At 40.9% G+C, this 23,780-nt stretch carries 25 protein-coding genes; 10 read left to right on the top strand and 15 right to left on the bottom strand.

Features of this window, described 5'->3' with window-relative positions; genetic code table 11:
- Positions 1 to 98: 98 nt before the first annotated feature.
- Genes BP688_RS09265 through modA form a run of 3 tightly spaced genes read right to left on the bottom strand, consistent with a single transcriptional unit; the run spans position 99 to position 2,324 of the window.
- A complete protein-coding gene (locus tag BP688_RS09265) occupies positions 99 to 719 on the bottom strand; it encodes an ABC transporter ATP-binding protein (RefSeq protein WP_290597469.1) in 621 nt (206 codons plus the stop codon).
- On the bottom strand, positions 716 to 1,522 hold the full coding sequence (locus BP688_RS09260; protein WP_290597470.1) for an ABC transporter permease: 807 nt from the start codon (positions 1,520 to 1,522) through the stop codon (positions 716 to 718). The genes BP688_RS09265 and BP688_RS09260 overlap by 4 nt, the downstream gene beginning before the upstream one ends.
- On the bottom strand, positions 1,494 to 2,324 hold the full coding sequence (gene modA / locus BP688_RS09255) for a molybdate ABC transporter substrate-binding protein (protein ID WP_290623954.1): 831 nt from the start codon (positions 2,322 to 2,324) through the stop codon (positions 1,494 to 1,496). The genes BP688_RS09260 and modA overlap by 29 nt, the downstream gene beginning before the upstream one ends.
- A gap of 40 nt (positions 2,325 to 2,364) precedes the next feature.
- On the opposite strand from modA, the gene BP688_RS09250 reads away from it, so the two are divergent.
- Positions 2,365 to 2,778, top strand: a complete 414-nt coding sequence (locus BP688_RS09250) for a Tfx family DNA-binding protein (protein WP_290596758.1) — start codon at positions 2,365 to 2,367, stop codon at positions 2,776 to 2,778.
- 122 nt (positions 2,779 to 2,900) lie between these two features.
- Positions 2,901 to 4,010, top strand: coding sequence for a 3-hydroxyacyl-CoA dehydrogenase (locus BP688_RS09245; RefSeq protein ID WP_290623956.1), 1,110 nt, complete (start codon positions 2,901 to 2,903; stop codon positions 4,008 to 4,010).
- 261 nt (positions 4,011 to 4,271) lie between these two features.
- Here BP688_RS09245 and BP688_RS09240 read toward each other — a convergent pair whose 3' ends face one another.
- The 4 genes from BP688_RS09240 to BP688_RS09225 are packed head-to-tail and all read right to left on the bottom strand — an operon-like array spanning position 4,272 to position 5,680.
- The gene (locus BP688_RS09240) at positions 4,272 to 4,616 is read right to left on the bottom strand and encodes a hypothetical protein (protein WP_290596760.1); all 345 of its coding nucleotides are present in this window, start codon (positions 4,614 to 4,616) and stop codon (positions 4,272 to 4,274) included.
- A gap of 15 nt (positions 4,617 to 4,631) precedes the next feature.
- Complete coding sequence (locus BP688_RS09235) at positions 4,632 to 4,961, bottom strand: hypothetical protein (RefSeq protein WP_290596761.1); 330 nt, start codon at positions 4,959 to 4,961, stop codon at positions 4,632 to 4,634.
- Positions 4,962 to 4,980: 19 nt separating this feature from the next.
- Positions 4,981 to 5,442 carry a hypothetical protein gene (locus BP688_RS09230; protein ID WP_290623958.1) on the bottom strand — a complete coding sequence of 154 codons (462 nt, stop codon included), beginning with the start codon at positions 5,440 to 5,442 and terminating at the stop codon, positions 4,981 to 4,983.
- Between the two features lie 49 nt (positions 5,443 to 5,491).
- Positions 5,492 to 5,680: a hypothetical protein gene (locus BP688_RS09225; protein ID WP_290596762.1), complete on the bottom strand. Its 189-nt coding sequence runs from the start codon at positions 5,678 to 5,680 to the stop codon at positions 5,492 to 5,494.
- A 316-nt stretch (positions 5,681 to 5,996) separates the two neighbouring features.
- Here BP688_RS09225 and BP688_RS09220 point away from each other — a divergent pair, with 316 nt between their 5' ends.
- The gene (locus tag BP688_RS09220) at positions 5,997 to 7,697 is read left to right on the top strand and encodes a hypothetical protein (RefSeq protein ID WP_290623960.1); all 1,701 of its coding nucleotides are present in this window, start codon (positions 5,997 to 5,999) and stop codon (positions 7,695 to 7,697) included.
- Here the strand turns inward: BP688_RS09220 and BP688_RS09215 are convergent.
- The 3 genes from BP688_RS09215 to BP688_RS09205 form a co-directional block, all read right to left on the bottom strand.
- The gene (locus BP688_RS09215; RefSeq protein WP_290623962.1) at positions 7,675 to 11,139 is read right to left on the bottom strand and encodes an AAA family ATPase; all 3,465 of its coding nucleotides are present in this window, start codon (positions 11,137 to 11,139) and stop codon (positions 7,675 to 7,677) included. The genes BP688_RS09220 and BP688_RS09215 overlap by 23 nt on opposite strands.
- Before the next feature lie 349 nt (positions 11,140 to 11,488).
- Positions 11,489 to 11,713, bottom strand: coding sequence for a histone family protein (locus BP688_RS09210; RefSeq protein ID WP_290623963.1), 225 nt, complete (start codon positions 11,711 to 11,713; stop codon positions 11,489 to 11,491).
- Between the two features lie 58 nt (positions 11,714 to 11,771).
- Entirely contained in the window at positions 11,772 to 12,872 is a 1,101-nt protein-coding gene (locus tag BP688_RS09205) for a Cdc6/Cdc18 family protein (RefSeq protein WP_290623965.1), read from the bottom strand.
- Positions 12,873 to 12,970: 98 nt separating this feature from the next.
- Here BP688_RS09205 and BP688_RS09200 point away from each other — a divergent pair, with 98 nt between their 5' ends.
- Positions 12,971 to 14,065, top strand: a complete 1,095-nt coding sequence (locus BP688_RS09200) for a hypothetical protein (protein WP_290596531.1) — start codon at positions 12,971 to 12,973, stop codon at positions 14,063 to 14,065.
- Between the two features lie 155 nt (positions 14,066 to 14,220).
- A complete protein-coding gene (locus tag BP688_RS09195; protein WP_290624609.1) occupies positions 14,221 to 15,387 on the top strand; it encodes a tyrosine-type recombinase/integrase in 1,167 nt (388 codons plus the stop codon).
- Here the strand turns inward: BP688_RS09195 and BP688_RS09190 are convergent.
- The 4 genes from BP688_RS09190 to BP688_RS09175 all read right to left on the bottom strand — a co-directional run bounded on the left by BP688_RS09190 (position 15,379) and on the right by BP688_RS09175 (position 18,116).
- Complete coding sequence (locus tag BP688_RS09190; RefSeq protein ID WP_290596529.1) at positions 15,379 to 15,597, bottom strand: hypothetical protein; 219 nt, start codon at positions 15,595 to 15,597, stop codon at positions 15,379 to 15,381. The genes BP688_RS09195 and BP688_RS09190 overlap by 9 nt on opposite strands.
- Before the next feature lie 174 nt (positions 15,598 to 15,771).
- Positions 15,772 to 17,454 (bottom strand): DUF262 domain-containing protein, encoded by a 1,683-nt coding sequence (locus BP688_RS09185; protein WP_290596528.1) that lies wholly within the window; start codon positions 17,452 to 17,454, stop codon positions 15,772 to 15,774.
- Between the two features lie 71 nt (positions 17,455 to 17,525).
- Positions 17,526 to 17,828: a hypothetical protein gene (locus tag BP688_RS09180; RefSeq protein WP_290596527.1), complete on the bottom strand. Its 303-nt coding sequence runs from the start codon at positions 17,826 to 17,828 to the stop codon at positions 17,526 to 17,528.
- A 111-nt stretch (positions 17,829 to 17,939) separates the two neighbouring features.
- A complete protein-coding gene (locus BP688_RS09175) occupies positions 17,940 to 18,116 on the bottom strand; it encodes a hypothetical protein (protein ID WP_290596526.1) in 177 nt (58 codons plus the stop codon).
- Between the two features lie 101 nt (positions 18,117 to 18,217).
- On the opposite strand from BP688_RS09175, the gene BP688_RS09170 reads away from it, so the two are divergent.
- The 5 genes from BP688_RS09170 (at position 18,218) to BP688_RS09150 (ending at position 21,726) form a co-directional block, all read left to right on the top strand.
- The gene (locus BP688_RS09170) at positions 18,218 to 18,502 is read left to right on the top strand and encodes a hypothetical protein (RefSeq protein ID WP_290624607.1); all 285 of its coding nucleotides are present in this window, start codon (positions 18,218 to 18,220) and stop codon (positions 18,500 to 18,502) included.
- A gap of 66 nt (positions 18,503 to 18,568) precedes the next feature.
- A complete protein-coding gene (locus BP688_RS09165; protein WP_290623969.1) occupies positions 18,569 to 20,491 on the top strand; it encodes a hypothetical protein in 1,923 nt (640 codons plus the stop codon).
- A gap of 62 nt (positions 20,492 to 20,553) precedes the next feature.
- Positions 20,554 to 20,769 (top strand): hypothetical protein, encoded by a 216-nt coding sequence (locus BP688_RS09160; protein ID WP_290596524.1) that lies wholly within the window; start codon positions 20,554 to 20,556, stop codon positions 20,767 to 20,769.
- Positions 20,766 to 20,954 carry a hypothetical protein gene (locus BP688_RS09155; protein WP_290596523.1) on the top strand — a complete coding sequence of 63 codons (189 nt, stop codon included), beginning with the start codon at positions 20,766 to 20,768 and terminating at the stop codon, positions 20,952 to 20,954. The genes BP688_RS09160 and BP688_RS09155 overlap by 4 nt, the downstream gene beginning before the upstream one ends.
- Positions 20,947 to 21,726 carry a hypothetical protein gene (locus BP688_RS09150; protein ID WP_290623971.1) on the top strand — a complete coding sequence of 260 codons (780 nt, stop codon included), beginning with the start codon at positions 20,947 to 20,949 and terminating at the stop codon, positions 21,724 to 21,726. The genes BP688_RS09155 and BP688_RS09150 overlap by 8 nt, the downstream gene beginning before the upstream one ends.
- Here the strand turns inward: BP688_RS09150 and BP688_RS09145 are convergent.
- Positions 21,677 to 23,755: a hypothetical protein gene (locus BP688_RS09145; protein ID WP_290623972.1), complete on the bottom strand. Its 2,079-nt coding sequence runs from the start codon at positions 23,753 to 23,755 to the stop codon at positions 21,677 to 21,679. The two genes, BP688_RS09150 and BP688_RS09145, sit on opposite strands and share 50 nt — an antisense overlap.
- Between the last annotated feature and the right edge of the window lie 25 nt (positions 23,756 to 23,780).

Here is a 23,780-nt window from a genome sequence, read left to right as displayed (position 1 = left end):
CGGGATTAAAGATCGGGATTAAAGATTCAAGCAGTCACGATAAAGCTGGTTATGCAACTTTGACATTTCGTTTAAGGATAACTCTATTAAGAATAACTCTATTCATCAATGATTTTACCATCTTTCATGAAGATAACACGATCTGCAAGATATTCTGCCTCATCAAGGTCGTGAGTTACATGAATTACCGGAATATTTAGCGTGCGGTAAATCTTCCTGAATTTTTCCTGAAGTTCGAGTTTTGTGCTATGGTCAACTGATGAAAAAGGCTCGTCGAGAAGTAGAATATCGGGATTTCGGGCGATCGCTCTTACAATTGCCACCCTTTGTTTCTCTCCTCCGCTTAGCGTTCTGGGGAATCTGTTAAGTAATTTATCTATAGAAAACATCCGCGTAAGTTCTGCAATTCTACTTTCAGAAATTCTGTTCCTCGTAGCAAATTTTATGTTATCCACTACAGTCAGGTGAGGAAGGAGCAACAAATCTTGAGGCACGTATCCAACATTTCTGTTTTCTGGAGGCTCTCTCGTTACGTCTCTACCATTTATTATTATGCGACCATGTGTGGGTTTGTAAAAACCGGCAATTGTTTCAAGCAACGTCGTCTTTCCGCAGCCATTTGGTCCAAAGATCGCGACAACTTCCCCATTCTGCACGTCCAAATTCGCTTTCAGAAGAAAGTCGCCCAGCACAACCGTGACGTTTTGCAGTTTAATCATAACTCTTCACCACCGCCTGTTGTTTGCAGAACCACGAATACCACAAGCGCCACGAGAATCAGTACAAGTATTGTTGCCATGGCCTTGTGGATATCTGCCTGAGCCAGGTTGAGGTATACTGCGATCGGGAGTGTTTCCGTTTTGTATCTGGTAGCTCCCGCCAAGGTGACAGTCGCTCCAAACTCCCCCATTGCTCTCGCCCACGCCAGAGTGGTCGCACTTAAAATACCAACTCTCGCAAGCGGTATTGTTACCTTAAAGAACGTTTCCAACGAAGAATAACCAAAACTCCTTGAAATTTTTTCGTATCTGGGATCAATTTTGTCAAATACAGGTTTAGTCAGTCTGATGATGTAAGGTGTAACAACACTGAACTGAGCAATGATTATTCCTGGAACCTCATACACAACGTTCAGAATTCTATTTATGAAGATACCAGATGGTGTGTTTGTGAAAAATATTAGGAGCGCAGCACCGATGGCTACTGGTGGTAAAGCGATTGGAATGTTTAAGATTGATTCAATTATGTTTTTCCCTTTAATGTTTAGTCGGGACAGAGCGTATGCAGCAGGCAAACCGACCAGCAATGCGAGTAGCGTAGAAGTTGTTGAAGTTGTTACAGAAAGAAAGACGGCAAACCGGATTTCGGGAGAGAGTAAAGAGGATACAATTGCAAGAGGCTCTGTAAATATGTATATCGAGAGGACAATTGAAGTTGCAAAAAATAGCAGAAGAAAGAGGCTGAGCGTAGTAATTGCTCTGAAGACAAAATTCTCAAATCGCAGTCGTAGCGTTTGGTGCATGTACTTTTGCCTCCTCAAAAGTCGCGAAATACCCGTATTTTCTCCATATCTCCTTAACTTCCTTTGACTTCAAGAACTCCAGAAACATCAGGGCTCCTTCTCTATTTTGCGTAAAATTTGTAACAGTCCCCGTTATGCAAGATATCTTGTGTATTCTTTCAGGCTTTATCCACACTATCTCTGACTTGTTCGGATACCAGTAGTGGAAAACATGCCATCCAACGATGGCATCTACTGATTTCGTTGGTATGAGTGAAGCTGTTGCGGAACAGCTTGGAGCGTAGGTCACTATGTTCGGTTTAACCCTTTCCCACAAATCGGATCTCTCCAGAATCTCCTTTGCGTACAAGCCCACGCAAACCGATTGAGGATCGCCAATTCCAACCCTCACCCCCGGCTTGGACAAGTCCTCCAGAGATGTTATGTTTTTCGGATTCCCCTTCTGTACTATTATTGCTGGCATCAAGTAAGCGAGTTTTTGGACCGTCGAGTTATCCACCACGCCTTGCCGCATGGCTTTAAGCATATACTCTGGTGAGCCGGGAATAAACAGATCACCTCTTTTTGTTATTGTCATCGCAGACAGCACTTTACCCGAACCGCTCAGTATCAGCTCAACTTTTATACCATACCTCTTTTCAAACAGCTTTGCAGCCTCCTCGTAAACGGGTGTGGCTGCGGCTCCTGCAAAAACAACAATTCTTTCTTCACCTGTTGGATGGAAAAGCCCTGCCGCATACCAGCCGATAAAAATTCCGAGGATCAGCATGATTCCGATTGGTAGAATTATACGTTTTGACATTATCGTTACCCTTAAATACTGAACTTAAAGCTTTTGTTAAATGAAATCGTTTAACGATACTTTCCTGACGGAAAGGCAACTGGAAGTGTATGTGAGAAGACTTAAGGGTGAAACTCTGGAAAAGATAGCAAGAGATTTGGGAACCACGAAGAGCAACATATGTGCAATCGAAAAGTCGGCGAAGAGGAACGTAGAGAGAGCTTACAACACCATAAAGCTCTTGGAGAGTCTTATGTATGAAACGGTGGTTGAAATTCATCCTGAGACAGATATTTACGATGTGCCGGGAGTTATTTACAAAAAAGGAGATGAGATGGGGATAAAAATATCAATGAGCGGACCGGTATTGCTAAAATACTTGGTTGACAACTGTGGCGGCAAACTTCGTGGTAGGAAGGTTGTTGGAAAAATGAGGATAGCTATCAGTCGAGATGGATCGGTAGTTATACTGTAAATGGCCAGAAAGTCGTTTATTTTCTCGACTTAAACTTCCACACGATCCAGTATGGCAGTGGTGTAACAACAATGTGGCACAAAAACCGAAACTATCATAAATAAATGTTTGAGAGTGAGAATATGAAAGTGGGTATTGTTGGGGCAGGAACGATGGGTGCTGCGATAGCCGCCCTTTTTGCCAATGCCGATTATGATGTGGTTCTTGTTGACGTTAGTGAAGATGTGTTGAAGAGAGCTAAGGAAAGACACAGAGGGGAGTGTTTAGAGGAGCTTGAGCAGGCCGGGTTGAAGAGAAAAGAAGATTTGGTCTCCAAGATAAAGTATACAACGAATCTGGAAGAACTTAAGGGTTGTAGCTTTGTTGTTGAATGCATAAAGGAAAGACTTAAGGACAAAATAGAGCTTCTAAAAAGGGTTGAAGAGATTGTTGGAGAAGACACGATTCTCGCAACCAACTCCTCAAGCTTTAAACCCTCTGAGATGGCGATACATCTAAGAAAGCCTGAAAGACTAACTCTTTTCCATTTCTCGAACCCTCCGATACTCATGCCGCTTGTTGAGGTTGGCGGGGAGAGGGTGGCAGAGGATGTTGTTGCAAAAGCCGTAGAGATAGCGAAGTATATTGGAAAATCACCGATCATGCTCAAAAAAGAGTGCAGAGGACATGTGTTGAATCGCATTCTCGGTGCCGCTGGTGCGGGAGTTGGCTACTGCCTCCTCTACTACAGTCCGGAGGAGATAGATGCAGCAATGAAAAATCTTGGCTCCCCCTTTGGCTTTTTCGAAACTCTCGATCTAATAGGTCTTGATGTTGTATACGACGTTCTGATGAGCTACAGAGAGGTGTATGGAGAAAAATTTGCTGGATTCAAGGTGACGGAAACAATCATCAAAAAGATGATTGAGTGGGGAAAGCTGGGGAAGAAGACGGGAGAAGGGTTTTACAAGTGGGTTGACGGAAAGGCAATCATATCAGAGGCTGAGCCAGCAGACTTAACTCCCCTCATTGCTGCAATCGTTAATGAAGCGTTTAGGATAGTGGAGGATGAGATTGCAGACAGAGAGACGGTCAATGAGGTTTACAAGCTGGCAACTAACTCTCCTGCAGGCGTTTTCGATATTGCCGAGATGCTTGGCTACGAGAGAATACTTGAAGCACTGGAAGAAATCTACGCCAAGACTGGGCTTGAGGTCTTCAGACCTGCTGAGAGCTTGAAGTTAATGAAATAGCTTAGAGAAGCCTATTCAAACAGAGGTATTCACACCTTTCTGTGGATTTCGGTAGCTCGAGGTTCTTCTCTTTTTTCTTGAACACATAAAAGCAGTTTCCATTGCTTAATATCTTAGCAATTAAAAAACAGCACAATACTGACAAACTTTAACGTTAGTTATGATGAAAAACTCCCCTCTGAAATCTATGAGCAGTACATGGCAGCATGGGGAAAAATGAAGTTGGTTCCAGATGAAATAACTATTAGAAAGTTCATGAACCTAATTAGAGCTTCTGAATTTGATAAGAGGGATAATTAGATCAAAATCCTTGGCCTTCAGTAAGGCATAATACTCCTCGAGGGTGTAATCGCACTTAAGAAAGTCAAGAAACTGTTTTTTACTATCGAAATGCAATTGTTTCCTCATTTTTGAGACTAAATCTTCGGATAAAGCCTTGTATTTTCTGCTACCCATGCTTACTTGCGTTCGGATGTGAGGAATGTATTTGTCAGGGTCTTGAGGATCTCTAAGGCAAAAAATCCTGTGGTCGCGTTTTCTATCTACTATTTCCACGAAGCCCTTACCTGTCAGACTTTTGATTACTCTGTCTTTTTTCAAAGACATTTTCGAGACCTCACATCAAGTTTTTAGAACTAAATCGTAGGAATTTCTGAGTTGCTCTAAATCAAGATACTTCAATAATTTGGACTTTATTCCTTTTGATTTATCGTTTAGTTTCTCGTCTGGGATACTGAGAAATCCTATAATTAGCGATTCTAAACTCGACTCCAAATCCAGTAGGGCTTCTTGATAACTTGATCCGTACCCTCCTAACGCAAGTTCTTCATTTCCGATACACCACAGGCCTTCTTGTGCATCATAAGAAACATTGAATATTACAGAAGTTTTGAGTTCAAATCTACCAATTCTGTCGGTAAGGTACATAGTAAATGGTTCAATTTTAGACAACTTTTTTATCTCAGCAGTTTTAGCTCCCTTCCTTAGAAACCCTTCTACTATAAACAGGTGTTTTGTAAAATTTCTTTACACGACTCTCTAAGTCTGGGTGATAATAACATTTGACTTTTTCCCCAGTAGTGGTCTCAACCACAAAATGTCTTGAGTCATCCCCCTTAATCCTTATAATCACGCCTCTAAGAGATACTTGGTCTTCGCCCTTGTACTCTTTTATGAGACTCTCTATGTATTCTTCACGAGATGGGTCCAGATAAATAAAATTCTTCGGTTCTTTCGTGTCAGCAGCAGTATAGACGTGATATTTCTCTTTAGACCAGATATTTTTCAAGTTCTGAAGGAATTGTACCCGCCTGTTGGGTAGAGGGATTTTTTCTTCAATAGATCTCTTAAATTCTTCTGGATCTCTAATTAAGGTTGTGACCAGCTCCGAAAATTCGTCTATGACGATATTGAGGGGGGCGACCTTTTCCATATCGTAAGAATAGTAATATTGTGGTTGAAATTCAGCAAGTACACTTCCTTTAGAGATTTGCGTTAAAAAACAGCTTAAATTCATCCTTTTTACGACGTATCCATCTGTATCTAGAGATGATGTTAATTATCTTTTGTAAATTTACCAATAAATTGCCGAATGTGTAGATTTCAATCCTGCCATCGGCAACTACTTTTCCATCAATTTTTAGCCAGATTTTTTTTGGTTCATCACCCATCACGGATATCCTCTTAAAAATTTACACGTACTATAGTGTTTAAGGATACCTACGGCATACTATTTTAAATTTTTCGATTTCTAATCAGTCCCCATGAACAAAAATCTCTTCTCTTAGGAGAAGCCCTCCGCATTTCCTCGTCATAGATATGCTCTTCTATTTCTTATTCTTCTAACCATCCTCTCGAACTCATACATTGCCAGAAAAGATATCTCCAATCTGAGCCATTTCTTCGAAACTAAGCTTATAGAGTTCCTGCATTCGATAAATCACCCGATTACAAGGAAAAAACCATGGACCGGATTAGTGTACACTGATGGGCTCGAACAGCAGCTTTCTGAGAAGCTGTCACCCGAAGCGTCACGTGATCCCTGAACTGTCTAAGGGTAGAGAAAATGACATGCGAATTACCCAGAAGTCTGTGCTTGAAAAACTTCTGGAGCTTCATGAGAAAAAGAAAAGACCGATTCACATAGGTGACCTGAAAGAGGCCTTCAACGTCGTGGAGAAAAGAGATGTTGTAAAATCCCGTGGCTGGAGGAAGACCGACCAGATAGAGCATGCTCTGAGAGAGCTTTTCAAAAAAGGTGAGCTTTCCAGATCCGAAAAGCAGGTCAAACTCGAGAACTATCCCGCCTCACCTTACGCGAGTGTTAAGAGCAGGACTGTGAATGTGTACTTCTACGCTCCCGCTGACTGTGCGGGAAAAACCCTGAGCTTTCAGGTGAACGGGAATGCTGTCTCTGTCAGATTCATAAGCTATGCCGAGAGGGTGAAGGAAAAACCGAAGAAGGAGATGATCCTGGAAGTGCTGAAGAACTCTGAGAGGGCAATGACAGCCGGCGAGATAGTCGACGAGATATGCAGGAGGTATAATGCATATAAAATCGAGACAAGGCGCGATTTCTACAATGCGGTGAGCTCCATCACAAGGGCTGTTCTCAAGCCACTGCGTAAAGAGGGGCTTCGAGGACTGAAGCTTGACGGAAAGTGGGTCTGGTACTTCACGGACGAGCAGCTCGAAAATTACAGGGAGGAGTACATAAGGAAGAGTGTACTGCTCAGGACTGCAAGAGATCTTGTTAAGAGCGAAAAAGCGGTGCCGCTTAGCAGGGTGCTTTCCGAAATCGCAGCAACTCCTGATGAAGCGAAGTACCATTTAAAGAGGGTTGCGAAGTACATACCGGTTGATATCAGGGTTGAGACCGAAAACGGGAAAATGGAGGTTCACGTTTCTGTTCCTGAATTCAGGAGAGACTCATTCATTGACTGGCTGGGCTATGTTGTTCCAAGATCGCAGTCCGGCTTTGGTTATGAGAGCTTTCTCGTTGATCTCGAATCTGACTGGGTTGATGCACTGAAAATAGCTGTGAGGAAGTCGCTTGCAAGAGTTAACATCAAGACGGTAATAGGCAGCTTTTACGAGAAGCTTGTTGCAAGGTTATTCGAGATCATATGCAGCAGGGCTGACAGTCCTGCTCTCTCAAAATTTTCCCTTCCCTTCGTGTTCAGGGATGAGAGGGTGACGAATGTCTGGATTGTGACTGAGAACGGCAGAAAACTTGAATTCGATGTGCTGATAAGGGGAACCTTCTATCCCTTTGACATCATGGCAGGCGGAAGGCAATCGCTCGACATAATCATACCCATCGAGTGCAAGTACAGGATGGTTAAGCCCGAAGACGTTACAGCTTTCGATGACAGGATAAAAGCTGCCTTTGGGGATAGCAGAAACGTTCTCCCCCTGATGATCGGTCTTGGCTGGAACAATGAGGCTCTGCACATCGCGAGGAGACTTGGAATAATGACTCTCTACTTCTCGGCTGTTGACAGGCTTATCAGCGAGATAACGGGAAGGCGGTACAGGCACGAGGATGAGTGGAAGCGTGTTGAGGAGATGCTTAATAGAGGAGAAATCACGGTAAAAGAGCTAAGAGAAAAGTTAAAGAAAGGAGAGTGGAGGTTTGAGTTTGAGGAAAGTCTTTTCTCAGTTGCTACAGTTCATAATGGTGTTTAGACGGATAACCGTCTTCTGTGGTTCTCGGTTTTCCTTTTTTCAAATCCTCAATTATCTGTTGCACCGCATTCTCTATGCTTGAAACTTCTTCAGATTCGGTTGTTGTGATAAGTTGATCTTCCAAGCCGAGGTTTCGGTAAATCCAAAGTTTTCTGATCCAGCGTTCACGATAGCTCAAGTCATCAAGTCTACCCAAATGTTCCCAGTAGTAGATTTCACCATTAATGCTGATTCTGAAATCGGGATATATTCTTTTATCACGGAAATCTTCTGGCTCATACTCAAACTCTATTCCGAGTTCATCAAGAGTTTTTGCAATAACATACTCAATTTTAGATCTTACTGTAATCTTCCTTCCGTCTCTGAGTTCAAGAAGATAAGGTCTGAATGGCGATCTCTTGGCGTTGAAAAGCATAGTTTTGATTTTCTCTGTTGCAGAGTTTTGATAGATTTCCCATAGAATGAAAGGCAGTTCTCCTGCAAGATCCTCATGAATAAGAAGATAAATTTTCTTCTTCGCTCTCGTTAAAGCAGTATAAATGAGTTCTCGAGTAACAAATGATGTTACATCCTTAAGAACAAGAATAACGTAATCGAAATCGCTTCCCTGAGATTTATGCACCGTGATTGCGTATGCTAAATCTATACTCCTATCAGTTTTTAGTGGATTTTCTATATCTTGTCGAATTCTTTCAACAATCTGGTAGCCACCACTTTTACCGTATTCTTGGTATATTTCCCCAATCTCCCTAAACTTGAGATATCTATTTTCTTTTAGATATCCTATAGACCCATTTGCCAATCCAAGTACTCTCTGTTTTCTACCAGCTTTCTCGACATCTATGTAGATATTTTCTTCACAGATGAGTTTAGAACCGGGTAGAATGCCAGATCGCCCCTCCATAACAGCTTTCAAGTTCAGACCCCAGCTCCCGAACTCGCCAACCCTTCTTGGGGTGAGTACTTGAACGTATTCAATGTTCTCTCCATCCTTGAAGACTTCCTTGAATAATTCGAACAAACTTCTATCAGAGTGGTCTTTTCCAGAAATCTTCGCAAGTATTTTTTGTAAAGTTTTCTTCAGATCTTCCAGCTCTTTGAAACTGATAATTTCCATTGTATCATCATTTTGGACGCAGAAGTGTTCCAGTTCTTGAATTGTCGGTTTTTCATCATCTGCAAAGATGCCAGAAAGTCCGCCAATGGATGAATTTGGCAAAAATCTCAGATTATTCTTTAAACACACCATGTTTTCTTCGTATCCTTCTTTTTTGAGGAAGAATATTATGTCAGAGAACGGTCTTCCCGCCCCAATCGGAGGTAATTGTTTTACGTCTCCAACCAAAATGAGATGTTTTAATGATTGCTCATTTATCATAGAAAACAAAACAGCTAAAGTGACTTCATCTACCATTGAGGCTTCATCAAGTATCACAACAGACGGATTGAATTTCCATCTGGCTGCCAGTTTTTGGAACTCAACAAATATGTTTATTTTTCCGTCCAGTATTTTTGTAATAAATTCGTTCAATTTTTTAATATCGACAAAATACCTGTTAATGCTAATTCCAGCCTCCCTCATGGAATCAATTAATCCCCCATATAAAAACCTATGAATTGTGGAAACTTTGACCATGGGATCATTGTGTAGGCCTAAATCCCTCAATCTATTCCTAATTACCAGATTCGACTTTCCTGTTGGTGAAAAAACAAATATCCGTCCTTTCTCCTTTTTTCTGAAATGTTTTATCAGATTAATGATAGCTTGAGTTTTCCCAGTTCCTGCCCCTCCAGATACGATGAAGAGACCATTTTCAAACGCATTTCGATACAGTAGCCCTCTTTCCTTTTTCAGAGAATCTTCATCGACTTCTATTTGTGCTCGTGAGAGGTCATCTTTTATCGCTTCATGGATGAAAGTCTCATCATCAGTGGAAATAGAATATTTCTTCTTGAGCATAGTTTTAATGAATTTTTCAATGGTTTCCTCGACATTTCTGATTAACTTAAGCTGGTAGATGGTTTCACCTGTTTCTGGCTCAGTATCTAAGACGAATTTTTCTTTGAATGTCTGTAATGCTTCATAATCCCTGAGCTTTGACTCTTCTATTTGTAGATCTTCACCAATATAATACAGTGGATAGTCCTTGATTTCCTCTAGAATTTCTCCCCTAGTAAGATATGTATCTCCCGTAAAAAGTGCAGTTTCTAAGAGAATTTTTGAGATGATAGCTCTAATTCTAAAAGGAGAGGTTGCATCGAATCCTTCAAAATACCATTCAGCAAAATTGGGATCTGGAATAAGAGCCATATCAATATTATAAACGTCAATGCCGGGATCGCTCTGATCTAAAAGCCAGTCTTCTTTCTGGTCGTGCGTATATTCCTCTACCAGCAAATATGGATTTGTCTTTACAGTTCTGAAGCCTTTTCTATCAATTATTTCCATTACCCTTTCCATTTGCAGAACTGAGAAGTCAAAGAGAGAAATGAAAGCGAGCTTTTCCTTCTCTTTCCCAAGCTTATCTAGAGCTTTTTTAATCCTGTAGTCGTCAACTTCAATCTTCTCAGATTTTTCAAGATATGGGGTTATATCACCAAATTTATCAATTATCAATTCCTCAAGTTTTTCAGCTATCTCTTCGGACTTTTCGCCAAAATCATGCTTTAAAAGAACCTTTACTGCATTCCTGAATCCAGGATATTTTCCTCTCTGTTTCCAGAGTTCACTCAAAATTTTTTCAAGTTTATTAGAAATGTCGTTCAAGATGTCTCTAGGAATTAAACCATGTTCTTTCATTCTTTTCCAAGATCTTTTCAATAAGTAAACAAGGTAAAGTGCCTGATCGTGTGATAGCTGCATTGAGACGTATTTGAAAGCTGGCTGTAAGGTTGGCTCATCAATGGGTATTGCCACTTCGGTTAAGAGCTTCTGTCTCCTCCCTTTTTCCCCATCGTCTTTTGCTTCGTCAATCCACTTTAGATACCTACTATATGGCAATACGAACGCTGTTTCATAGTCAAGTTTTATTCTGAACTGCCACGCAATATCAGGGAAATTCTGCATACCTTTTCCTCTTCTTATCTTTTCCAGTAGATCACTGGGAAATCTGTATCTTTTAGGAGGTTTCACTTCTTTAACAAGTGCAGCACCAAGGAGCAATCTTTTGTAGTCGTCACCTGTAATGGGGTTGCTGTAATTAGCGTAAAAAAATACTACAGATTTTCCGGGAATTATCTTATTTAGGTATTTCTCGACCCTCTCTTCAAGATTTGCTGGATATCTTCCTTCAGGTGAGCCCTCTTCAGCAAAGGATAACTTAAAGCACCACGTGAATATAGAGAACTCCTCGAGTTCTTCTTGTAAAGGTTCCACAGATTTAAAATCTTCTTTTGCCCACTCAAGGTCAGAAAATGGATGAGGATCGATAACCAATAACAAGGTGGAGAGTATCCATTACTTCCTATAACTTCACCTAGAGGTTTTTCTTTGTATTCATTTTCAATTTCAAGATTCATTCTTCTCTGAAGTCTAGCTGATAATAAAGAGTGGTTTCCTCGACAGTAGATATTATCTGAAGGACTTCTACATATCTTGCCATTCCAGTCACTATCGTGCCAAGCAAAACGAGCTGTAATATGCCTAACTTCCATGATATTTTTTATCCATTTGGTTCGTTATAACATTTTTTGTCAATTTTTTGTCTAGAATCAAAATGATTAGTAATCTTTACTAAATGCATCTATTAACATGCAAATCGTTATGGAAAATTTTACATAATAAATTCACGCTATTGATTCAATCTCTCCAGTACGAATCTGACATCCCTCTCCTTGACAGTTTTCCTGCCCGCATGCTCTGCGAGCGCCTTTGCCTCTTTCCCAATATCTCGTATTAAACCTTCCAGAAATTCAGACAGAACCTCTAAAGCTTTTCTAGAGATTCTTTCAACTCCATTCTCTTGCAGAATTCTTTCCACAGTCTGTAAAGGCATGCTTCTGGTTATTCTTGGCATTTAGTACCACCTCTACAAAGAATACTGACTTAAATCCTTAATAAAACTTGTACCGCCTCTAAAAAGAGTTCAGAACCTTTCTCGGCACGTTTAACCTTATAAAATAACTCCCTCCAATCCCTCTTCTCTCCATTGTTATCAGACCGTATCTCGCTAGCCTCTCAAGGTAATATCTTAACATCCTGTCCCTCACCCCGGAAGGATACACCTTTCTGTACAGCTCATAGAACTCTGGATAGAAAATTCCGTTCTCCGGAATGAGTGAGATTATCTTCCTTTCCTTTGATGAGAGCTGCTCTACCATGCTTTTTGCCTTTGCGAACTGGGATTCTGACAAAGCCTGCTTTATGTGCTCAACCGTTACCCTGAACTTTCCATCCTTCTTTGCCAGCTCTCCTGCTCTGAGCAGCGTCTCTCTTGCAATTCTCACATCTCCTCCCATCTCGCAGGCAACCTCCGCAAGGTAATCTACTGCTTTCTCATCTACAACATCCTTCTGGAAGGCGAACTCAACGCGCAGTTTTATTATCTCACGCATCTCATCGAGGGTGTATGCTCTGTAGGGAATTTCCTCGACCGGGCGGAGGGAACTTCTTATCCGCGGGTCGACATTCATGAAAATGAACTGGTCGTTGGTGATCATGATCAGCTGCACGGGTATGGATTCTTCCTTGAGCCTCGAGAGGTCGTAGAGCACCTCTGCACCTCTTGGAAGAAGATGGTCGACTTCATCGAAGCATATCACGGGAAATATCCTGCTCTTTCTGAGTTCCGAAACGAGAAGGTCGAAGAGCTCATCATAGGCAACTCCTCTCCGCGATGGTATTCTGCGGGTTGGTCTTACCTTGCGGAAGAACTCGAAGATTATCGCGTAGATAACGCCCATTCTTGTGTTTATACGAAAGCAGTTGATGTAAACAGGAAATGCTGCTGTTTCCTCTTCCAGCTTTCTGAAGATGAATTTGATTGAAGCTGTTTTACCCGTGCCTGGCGGACCGTAAATGAAGATGTTAACTATGCCTGCTGGATCCTTCAGTGCAGAGTTTATCAGAGATGAAACTGCCTTGATCTCCTTTTCTCGGTGAGGAAGGTGATCCGGAATGTAATCCGGAAACAAAACTTCCTTCTGCCTGAAAACTGGATCTTCGTGTGAGTACATGATTAAAATTTACTTGGAAGAATTTTTAAAGATGTAAAGAGTAGATTGCAAAGATCTACTAGCTAAAAATTTAAGTTCTACCTCATTATTCATTAAATATGGGGGAGTTCCCAGGAGTTGAGTTCATCCATTTTTGCCGTGATATTGAGCCAGAAGAAAGACTAGAAAAGCTACCAGAAACTCTGGGTGTCAGAGAGGTAGATATTACAGACAATGCCAGAAATGCCTTAAACTACATTATGGATTTTCTGAGCTGGTGGGACCAAGAATACCATTTCACTCAGGAAGAGATTTTAAGAGATTATGACTACGAATATGCGAGTTTTTTTGGATATGTACTTCATAGCTTCATATCGGAAGACATCAGAAGCATACTAACGCTTGCTCTCACTGGTCACTTACAACAAGCAAATGTACTGTTGAGACGTGTAGTTGAATATACACTTTACTCTGTATGTCTAGATCTTCTCTCCAGATTTGGTACTGCAAGATTTAATGTTTTTGAAATTTACTGGCTTCCTAGGGAGTGGAAAAAACTGTTGAGAGGTCAGCGAGTTTCAGAAGATGACATCAGTGCAAAACTGAAAAAAATTTATGAACTAAATAAAAAAGATGAAGAAAGTCTACAGGAATTTAGGGAGAGATTTTTCAGAGAGGGGAACGAAGCCGATTTCCTGATGTTAATGTATAAATCCATTTGCAAAGTATGTGCTGAGAAAAAGAAGCATCTAAAAATAGAACCCATAAAGTTTGAGGAATTTCCATCTGAAGGCGATGTTATTGAACCCGTCTTTAACTACTGGAAAGACTACATTAAATGTGAATTCTGCGAGGAGCATAAAGCTTTTGGGTTAGTGTTTCATGTACTGGAAATGAAAACAGTCTTCAAGATCTTGAAAGTTCTTCTTGAGGATAGAGTTGTCAATGCTGTCAGCAATCTTGAAAAAACGTACTCAGTGCTAAGCAACTATTTTGTACATTTTGCAACGGATGTCGATTCTGAGCACATTGCACAGCTTCTAAAGAAAGATGTTGACTTCCTGAATTACGAAGGTCTAATTTACACCCTAAGAAACCTTTCAATGGTTCTTTGTAGCTATTTTATTCTTCTCAAAAACAGATTTGACATTGATGACAGAATTCAATACTGTGAAGTGCGTAAGAATGAATTCAATTCATTTTTTGAATTTTGAATAATTTTAAATATTTTAATGTATTAAAGATTTGTAATCAACTCTCTGTGTGGGGAAAGAGGCTCTGCTAGGTGTTATTCCTGTCGGCCCGCGGCGCCACTTGCAATTAACAGAGCCTCCCCCAATATATGCGGGTGAAAAGCACATTTGATGATATGGAAGATGTGCACGCATACAGAAAACGCTACGAGATTGCAATCAGACTTCTCAGGGAATCAGGCATTTCTCAGAGGAACAAACAGCTGATAGAAAAATTCTGCAACGACTGCTTTGCACAGGGAATAAAGGCGGGAAGGGTTCAGAAGTATGCGTACATTCTCAGGAGAGTTGCTGAATGGCTTGGAAAGGATTTTGACAGCGCAGGAGAGGATGACCTCAAAAGAGTAGTTGCACTGATTCACACATCCCCCTTCACGGAGTGGACAAAGCACGATTACAAACGCTCTATCAAGAAGTTCTTCAAATGGCTGGGAAAAGAGGAGCTAGTTTCCTGGATAAAATGCACAGGACCGAGGAACAGAAAACTTCCTGAAGAAATTCTCAACGAAGAAGACATAAAGAAAATGATAGATGCTGCGCAGAGCGCAAGAGACAAAGCAATAGTTGCTGTTCTCTACGAATCTGGCTGCAGGGCAGGAGAGTTTCTCTCTATGAGAATCAAAAACATCTCATTTGACAGGTACGGGGCTGTTGCTATTGTTCACGGGAAAACAGGGTACAGGAGAATAAGGCTAGTGCTCTCAACACCATATCTGGCTGAGTGGCTCAACTCACATCCCTTTCGCGATGATCCGGAAGCGTGGCTGTGGATTTCGCTGAGCAGCTTTAAAAGGATACCGTACAACTCTCTCCGCACAATCCTCAGAAATATTGCAGAGAGAGCAGGGGTAAAGAAGAAAGTGAACCCGCACGCTTTCAGGCATGCAAGGGCAACGCATTTAGCTAAGTTCCTCACAGAAGCGCAGATGAAGGAGTTCTTTGGCTGGGTTCAGGACAGTGATATGGCGTCTGTATATGTTCATCTCAGCGGAAGGGATGTCGACAGGGCTATACTGCAGCTCTACGGAATGGAGGTTGAGGATGAAAAAGAAGAAAATGGTAAACTCATGCCGAAAAAGTGCCTGCGCTGCGGCGAGATTAATCCAGCTACAAATAAAGTTTGCAGACGATGCTTCTTCCCGCTGGATGGAGGCGCTGAAGTTATTCTTGAAAAAGAAGTGAAAAGAGAACTGATCGACGCCGTGATTGAAACCCTGTGGAACGACAGAGAGTTCAGGGAAATATTCATGAAAAAAGTTAGGGAAGTGAAAGCTCTAATCTAGCTGTTTCCTCCTCAGGAGTTCCTCTGCCAGCTCGCTGAAAACCTCCCTTACCCATCTCTTCTCCTCTTCAAGGCTGCTCTCTTCGTCGAACTCATGCCCATTTCTGCAGCGGAAGATTCTCCTGAACACGCCCTTGCTGAAATCCGGTTCTATTGTCTTCAGTATTGCATCCTCTCCACAAAAAGGACATTTTCTGAATATTCCAGGCATGAGAGAGAATGGAAAACACGAGAAAAATAGAATTAAGAGTGAGTTCGGTGCAATCTACAGCTTTTCTTAATAAGAAGTTTATTTTACGTGAGCCCCAGCTTTCTGCTTTCTCTGCTTGTTTTTTATTCTCAAGTCAAATAACGGATAATTCCCCAACTTTAAAAAATTTAAATCTTATTCAAAAATGTGTGGATACACTTCCTTTGCTTTGGTATGGATCATAGTTATTCTACTCTTCAGAAAGGCTTCGTAAGTATCAATTTTCCACAAGTTTTCTTCTCTAGGAATAAAATGTCTTTCTAATGACAGACTATGGTTTCTCAGGTAAATTGGATCTGAATCTCCGATTTCTGAGTTCAATGATTTGTCAATGAAAGTTATATTGCCTATATTATTAACGTAGATGTCAGGATTCTCGTCCTCTATTTCCAAGTTCTTTAGCAAAAACTCTCTAGGAAATATGTGGTGCTTTGCCAAATCGTCAAAATCTCTCTCCCTAATTTTTCTGTTTGTCCAATCATCTGCTTCATTTTTTATTAATAATATGTATAACAAAAACAGATAAGATTTTCCGACTCTCCCTCTCAACACATTTATTCTTAAACCCTCTTCCAAATCTTTCCTACCTATTTTTACCCTAGCTCTCCTCCTCTCTATGTTTTCTAATAGTTCTTCAAACGGAAAACTTCCTCTCTCTTTTACGATCTTTAAATCCGATTCTAGCTTCGTGTCTGTGTTAGAACTGTAATACCCATTAAAGTTCACAAGTACGAACCAAGTCTCAATTAACTCCAAACTCCTCTCGTCTAGTTGACTAAGATTTGTTATTCCATTTGATGAAAAGTACCTAGCAATTGTAATGATGGGTACTTGGCTTGGTAGAATCCTCGTATCCTTTATCCCCAGTCGTTCTCCTAAAAAGTTAACAGCCAGTTGTAATGAATTTCTCGCGTCCGCCAGTCTTGCTAGTATTTCTTTTTCAGGAATACTTAATATTCTATCAATGACTCTATCAAATTGTTTAACTTTCGTTATATCGGTCTGTGGTATTTCAAATTGAGAAAGGACACATCTGATGATTGGCTGCAGGTCTATTTTGAACGCCTCTAGATTTTTGTAGATTGATATTATTTCGTTTTTTAGTGGGCCCCTTATCCTCCCGGCTATGAATGAAAGCATAAGTTCTACATTCCCGATTCTCACACCAGCCTTATTTACCCTAGTAAAAGCCTCAGCCATCTCGGAGAACGTCGTTTCATCCTCATGTGTTGTTCTTAGGATATAAATTGGAATTTCGTAGCTTAAGATTTTACCGATAATTTTGTATAACATTTCTTGAGCTTCAGAACTTAGCTGTCGTTCTATTTTTCGCTGGATTTCGTAGTCGCGCATTGCAGGATTGCTAGCAAAGGCTTTAATTGCCTCATATAAATTTGTTCCCTTCTTTTCGGATTTGTACAGTCTATAAGAGTCCTTTCCAACAACAATTGAGATCGGACTTTTGGCGATCTCTTCATCATCTCTTTTAATTTTCCAGTTATTAAATAACAGTAGTAAGCTTGTAAGTCTCTGTTGCCCATCTATAACATAGTAAATGTCCTTATTTTCAGCATTTTCCGGGGATCCTATAAGGGATCTTGTAAATGGATCATTTTTGTAAAATTCTCTAGAGGGCCTCCAAAGTATTATGCTGCCTATGGGACAACCTTTTATTATTGAATCGATGAATTCTTTTATGTCATCTTCGTCCCACACAAAATCTCTCTGAAAGGTAGGCAAACAGTAGTAATTGATTTCAGTCTCTCTAATAATATCCTCAACGTTCTTTTTGTCAACGGCTGTAGCAATCCTGACCATGAAACGATTTTTACTAATAATGAAATTTAAATTTTTTTAAACCTCAAGATAGAGCAATATAAAAATAAAAATTAAAAAATTAACTTCTTTTCCACCCTGAACCTCAGCAGTCCTTCAAATCCAAGAGCCAGTACTTCTGCCCTGAACTTCTCGTTCTCGTAGATTTCAGAGTTAAAGGTCACCGGAACTGTTCTGTACTCTCCGAAAACTTCTTTCAGCACATCTTTAACAGCATTGCCTACTTCGCTGAAAGATTTCTCACCGATTTCGTAGCGATCATTGTTGAGTTCTATCTCACCGCGATCGATGTCGTAGATTATCCAGATCCTCTCGATCTTTTCAATGTACTCTTTGAGCAGATCTCTCAGCTCCATGATATTTTCCATTTCCTTTTTTCGTTATAACAGAGAAGAGAGCTGATTGCAGAGTGAAGATTGCAGTTTACTCGTTCTTTTCAGTTTTATCCCAGCGCGGATATTTCAAATTCATGGATACAGAAAAACTCGCTCGCTTTCTGGAGGAAAACACAGTACCTGCCTGAAAGCATAACCTTCAAAAGCGACTGGCTCGGCTTGAAGCTGGCTTACTGCGATGCACTTCTTTACATGCACGAAAGCCAGAGAGATGTGGTGAGAAATCTGGCGAAGCATGCTGTCGAGCACGAACACCACAAGCTGGTTTTCAGGGGATCGGGAAACGTTTTCTGCGATTTTTTGTCTACCTCTTCGTTAACGACAGCGATGCTCCGGAGTTGCCGTACTTCATGCTCAACAGAAACGAGATTTTTGATTACTACGACGTTTTTCTGGAGCGGCTTTCAGTAGAGGGTAAAAAGATAGTTTTCAGAGTTGACAACCGTGTTTACAGGTTTGACGATTACCTGATAGAAGAATATGGAGATGAAGCATGCAGTGTTTTTCTCGAGGAAGAGATGTGGGAATATATCTACTCAGGGAAGTTTGACCCGCTGCCTCTGACTGAAAGAGTTGATTCGTGGGGGAGAAGGGTTTTGAAGGTAAATGGAAAAAGTCCCAAAAACAGAGGTTAATTGAAATTAGGTATGTAAGACTGTTGAAAATAAAAATTATATCTTGTTTTTTGCAAAACTATAAACATGTCTACAAAAATCAATGAGAGATTTGATAAGGAGAGTGTCAAAATACTGGCAAAATTCATTACAAGAAAATACGGTAATAAAAAGAATTTTCTGGATGTTGTAAGAGAGAAATTGGGAATACGTTTATCTTCACGTGCAGGTTATGAAACCATATTTTCAAGAATCTGCGATAAATCAAGCAGTGAGAAATTACTGTCAATACTTGGTGTTAAATCTGTTACTGAAGCCGACATCAGAATTCTCCTCTCTGATGCTCTATACTATGGTTTACCGGAAACGTCTTGGCAATCCTCATTCTCTCCACTTTATGAAGAATTAATGGGAAAGAAAATAAAAATAAAACGAAAGGTTGATAAAAAATTACCAGCCTTTGAAATTGCATTTCATGTCAGTGAAAACGAATATATCTCTGCTTGGACGAAACTGTACAAGAAGGGTGTGTTGCCACCATTCATCCATTATAAAAACATTACAATTGGGCCGCTCGGATGGCTGAAATCTTTTCACAGCAGGGAGGGTGGAGTATGGGAGTTATATTCCACCGTAATTGAAATTGTGGAAAAGAAGTTTGATCCATTTTCTCAAGAGATCATAGTTCGCACGTGGCTGGGTACACTACAACAGGCGAGTCTTAATCCTAGTAAATACGGTATCCCCGTAGACGAATCCGAGAAGATAAGGGAATTATTCAGAAAGGTAGAAATTGAAAAAGACGATTCAATAAGATATGCCAAAATTCTTCAATTGATACACACATACTTTAATGATGCCGAGTTATGTTTCATTGTAAATGAGCTCTTAGCAGGAAATGTAAAAGGACCAGACGGTAAGAGAATAAAAATTTCGCCTCCAAGAGTTAGAGGCCTCTACGAAAGATTTCCATACTCATTTTCAGAATGGATTATTACTCCTCACGGAATTTTCCAACAGATATCTAGGGTAGAAAGAGATCCTTCACAGGAACTGGCAAATCTAATCAAAAAAGCCATAAAAAGGGGATGGTTTGATGAGAGAAGCCTCGAACCTGAATTAAAGGAATACAAAGGAGAATTTGACCAGAAACTTCTAGAATACTGCATTAAAGAAAATCCAGAAAATATTCTGAGAAATTTATTCGGAACGCCTCAGTTACGAAAAATAGCTGAAGATCTACAGATTAGAGCTGCGTCTCTCATCGATGATAAAGATGAGATTGTGAAAATCATACTTCTTCAACTAGGTTTCAACTTACCACCTGTAATAACAGGTCTGGAGGAATACAGGAAGTTTCTGAATGAATGTCGTAAAAAATTGGGAAGAGAGTCGCCATCAGCAATTGTTACTGATCTTTACAGGGAAACCGAAGGGGTCCTTCGAAATTTGAGTTATTTTTACCTGTGTTTTCTGTACAATACAACTCTTAACAATATTGATCAAGTTATAAGAGAAAAGGTTAGATTGCGTGAGAAACCATTTGAAAAATGGGGTCTCGGCCATTTTATTAATTTGCTGAGGAGATTGAATAAAATTGTGAAAAAAGATAGAACCCTGCTGAATAAATTAAGAAAAGAGTTCGGAAGAAGTCAACTTATACCTCAACGGCTTTTAAATGAATTGGATGAGATATCTCCCAAACTCTCCTCATCAGGAATAAGGCATAAAAAAGATACAACGATTTCCAGAGAAGATATCAACGAGGTCATAAACAAACTTATCGATATATCACATAAATTAGAGACACAGGAAATTTGGCCCCGAGTAATCAAGCTGATACACAAAATTGAGAATGGATATGGGATTGAATACTTTGAGGCTGTTGACGAAAAAGGGGAGAGATGGATAATCAGAAAAAGATGGCTTGATACATCTCGGCCTTATTTTATGCATTCAAAAACATATCCTGTTGCCATCAATCCAATATTAATTGAAAAGGTGTTTTGAGTAGAACTTTGCACCCTCCTCTCTCTTCCCATTTTTCTTCTCGCTCCTGCACAATAAAAAACATGACCGCAAATCCGTTCACCGCACTGAGAAGATTAACCCTGAAGGCAGCTTTGTTCGCTGCAGCCGCACTGTTGTTCGGGATTTTCGCAGTCATGTACGGACTTGCAGGAGATCTGATAAGTGCGATGCAGCACGAGATATTCTCGCTCCTCTTCCTTCAGCTCTACCAATTTGAGATCACGAAAAACATGGTCAGGAAGGTGAGCAGAAAATGAAGGCACTCCTGGGATTTTTCGCAGGGCTGGTGCTGGGATTCATTGCGAGAACACTCGCAAGGAGCTTTACAGGTTTGCTTCTCACGGCAGCAGCAGTTATCGCAATAGCAGGTATACTGACTGACAGAACCGAGATCAGCCTGCTCAGCATTCCGCTCATTCTGATTGCAAGGAGGGGTGGTTAAACTGTTCGAGACACTGAAAAGGTTTTTCAGCGGTGTCTGCAGGCTCACACCTGAACTTCTGAGAAGCGTAAAGACCGAGGAAGTGTTGAAGCTGGAACTTCCCGAGACAGCAAACCACCATCTGCTCGAGAGTGTCTACAGACTTCTCTGGAGGCGAAGATTAGTTTACTCGCTTGAGATCCGAAAGGAGGGAGAAGCGCTCTGTTTTGTCTCAGCAGAGAATCGAGAGTCACTTGATGAGCTTGTGAAGAGGCTGATGGCGGTTTACCCATTTCCGCGCATGGAAGCTGCGAGCATACCGCTGCCCGTGAACTGCTACGTTTCCGCAGGCTATCTCAGGCTGAGAGGACAGGCATACATGCTTGGAGAGGGCGAGGCTCTGGAGCATGCTCTCTCAGCAGCCGATAACCTGCTGATACAGTTCCTCTTCAGGCCTGAGAAGCTTGTGGTAGAGAGAGTTGCTCGCGAAAGCCCTGTTTACAGGTTGCGGGTGGCTGTTGCTGTTTTCGCAGATGACTGGAGAGAAGCTGCAATTGCATGCAGGCGTGTGCTCGAGAGCTTCACGGTTCTGAGCTCATCCCATTCTTTGCTGGAACCTGTGATTCCGAGAATTCCCGGATCATTCGCAGTGCTCAGAGCGATGCTGGAGCGGAGATTTCTCCCTGAAGATAGCTTTCGCGTTACTGCTGAGGAGCTCGCTTCCATAGCGCGCTTTCCATTGGTCAGAGATAGCTCAAATACCTCCCAAACCGGAAGTCAAAGACGTTCTTGAGCTTTTCCCTCTCTTTATTGGAGAAAGTCCTTTCCTTCAACAAGTTCTCTGCTATTACGAGCTTTATTCCAGCTTTTTCAATTTCCCTCTTCCTATAGAGATCACCCACTTTCCAGACGACGAGGTGTGGAACTACTTTGTTATAGTGCTTCTTCACAGCCTTTACTTTTTCCTGTAGCTCACCGATCCTCTCCAAGGGATTGCCAAAGCTGGCCTTACACTCAAAAATATGTGCCGTGCCATCCTGTGTTATTGCCAGAACGTCTATTTGCTTTCCACCCAACCTTTTGTCCCACTCAACTTCCCTGTATCCTAGCTCGTCTTTTTGCTTGGTTAGATGGTAATATACTAGCAATTCGAGGAGTTTTCCCTTTGTATCCCCTACAAAATCATTTATCCTTTTTGTGATTTCCTCAAGATCAAGTACAAGCTTCCCAAATGGTAGACAGGATATTTTCGCATTGAAGACTGTTGACGTGCTTTTTTCCACAAGAAACTTCTTAAAAATTTCTTTGTCAACAATTATTTCCTTTACTTCAACAAGCTCCTTCCTGCTAAATTCCTCTATGAACATTTCAGCCATTTCGTGATCACTGCTACCAGCTCCAGAGTAATCTGTGGCACAGTCAAAGAAGACTATCCAGCCAGAAGCGTCATAAATGACCCCATAAACTCCAATTAGGATTGCATAGCTATAATCATACCCGCCGTTTGCCGGGTGTTTAATTCTCCTCACAAGTACCTTGTCTCCGTCTTCCATCTTTTTCAGATTTACAGACCCTGATAGCATGGTGATAAACGCCGGTACACCGCTGAAGAGTGTAATCTTCTGTGTATCAAGGACTTCAACATCGTACCAGAGGAATAATTGTTCCAATCTCTTTTTTATTGAGTTCTCATCATTCTTGCTCATGTACTCTGGATCATCCACTCCTTCTGGATTGAGGAGTTCAGAAAATATACCCTTATCAATCTCGCCTTTCAGCTTGAGAGAGCTGTCAAATGGAAGTTTAATCGAGAATTTCCGCATCATGGGTTTTACGATCTCTTCGTTAATGACCGTGAAAAACTCATCGAGTGCGTACCAGCAAATTATCTCTTCAAGTTCTTCTCTATGCTTGTTTAAAAGGTTAACCTCCTCTTTAGTCATTGGTCGAACCTCTGCTTGAATGTCCGCAGCATCCTCATCATGAAAAACGCGCTCCTCCTCCAACAGCTCCTCCTCACTTACCGGGATTCCTAGTTCAAGTTCGATTGATTGCTTTGCCTTCTCAGCATAAATCTCACATGCCCTGTGAAGGTCAACAAGCTTAGTTTCCGCAAATTTGTTCCCCAGCAACTTGAACCAGACGAACTGAAGGGTATACACATATCCTTGGTAGACCATTTTTAGATACTTTCCTGTAAGACTCCCTTCAAACATGGGAACAGACAGAAAATAACCATATGGTAAGCCCCTATGTGAGTCGTTTAGGTATAAGTTGAGAAAGAACATTGCGGAGTACTTCAGTGCCTGAAACTTGTCCATTTCCTTCACCACGGGTGACGCGTGTTTCTCGAATACGAACATGAATGGCTTAACTATTTCTTGCCTTATCTGATCCAATACTGACGTTATTGTTGAAATTCTACTTTTTCTGAGCTTTTTACAAATATTCCATATCCTCTTCACCACAATAACTTTCTCACAAGTGTTTGGGACATCTTCAATCCTAACGCCCCTAAAACTTGCTCTATAGAACTCAAAATCTTGCTGGAAACCTATATTTCCCTCTTTCACTGAGATCAGTAGCGTTCTCATCGCGGTTTCTATGAAGAATCTGTATCCGAGAAAGACTTCATCGTCAAACTCCTTTTTATGGAAGTTTTTAAGCCATTCCCTAAACTCTTCGAGATTGGTAGCCATCTCAATTATAAAGCACTCTGAGATTATTTTTGCTAAGTCACTCTCATCATAGTACTTTATGCTATTTCCACTCATATTCAACACCAGCCAACCCACCAATCCATTTGCACCGAGCTCTCTCAAATTTTTCTATAGATCTGTTTATTTT

It is taken from the genome of Archaeoglobus sp. UBA230 (assembly GCA_002507545.1).
Lineage (GTDB): Archaea > Halobacteriota > Archaeoglobi > Archaeoglobales > Archaeoglobaceae > Archaeoglobus.
The sequence above is the reverse complement of the archived record's forward strand: the minus strand, read 5'-3'. Positions and strand labels throughout refer to the sequence as shown.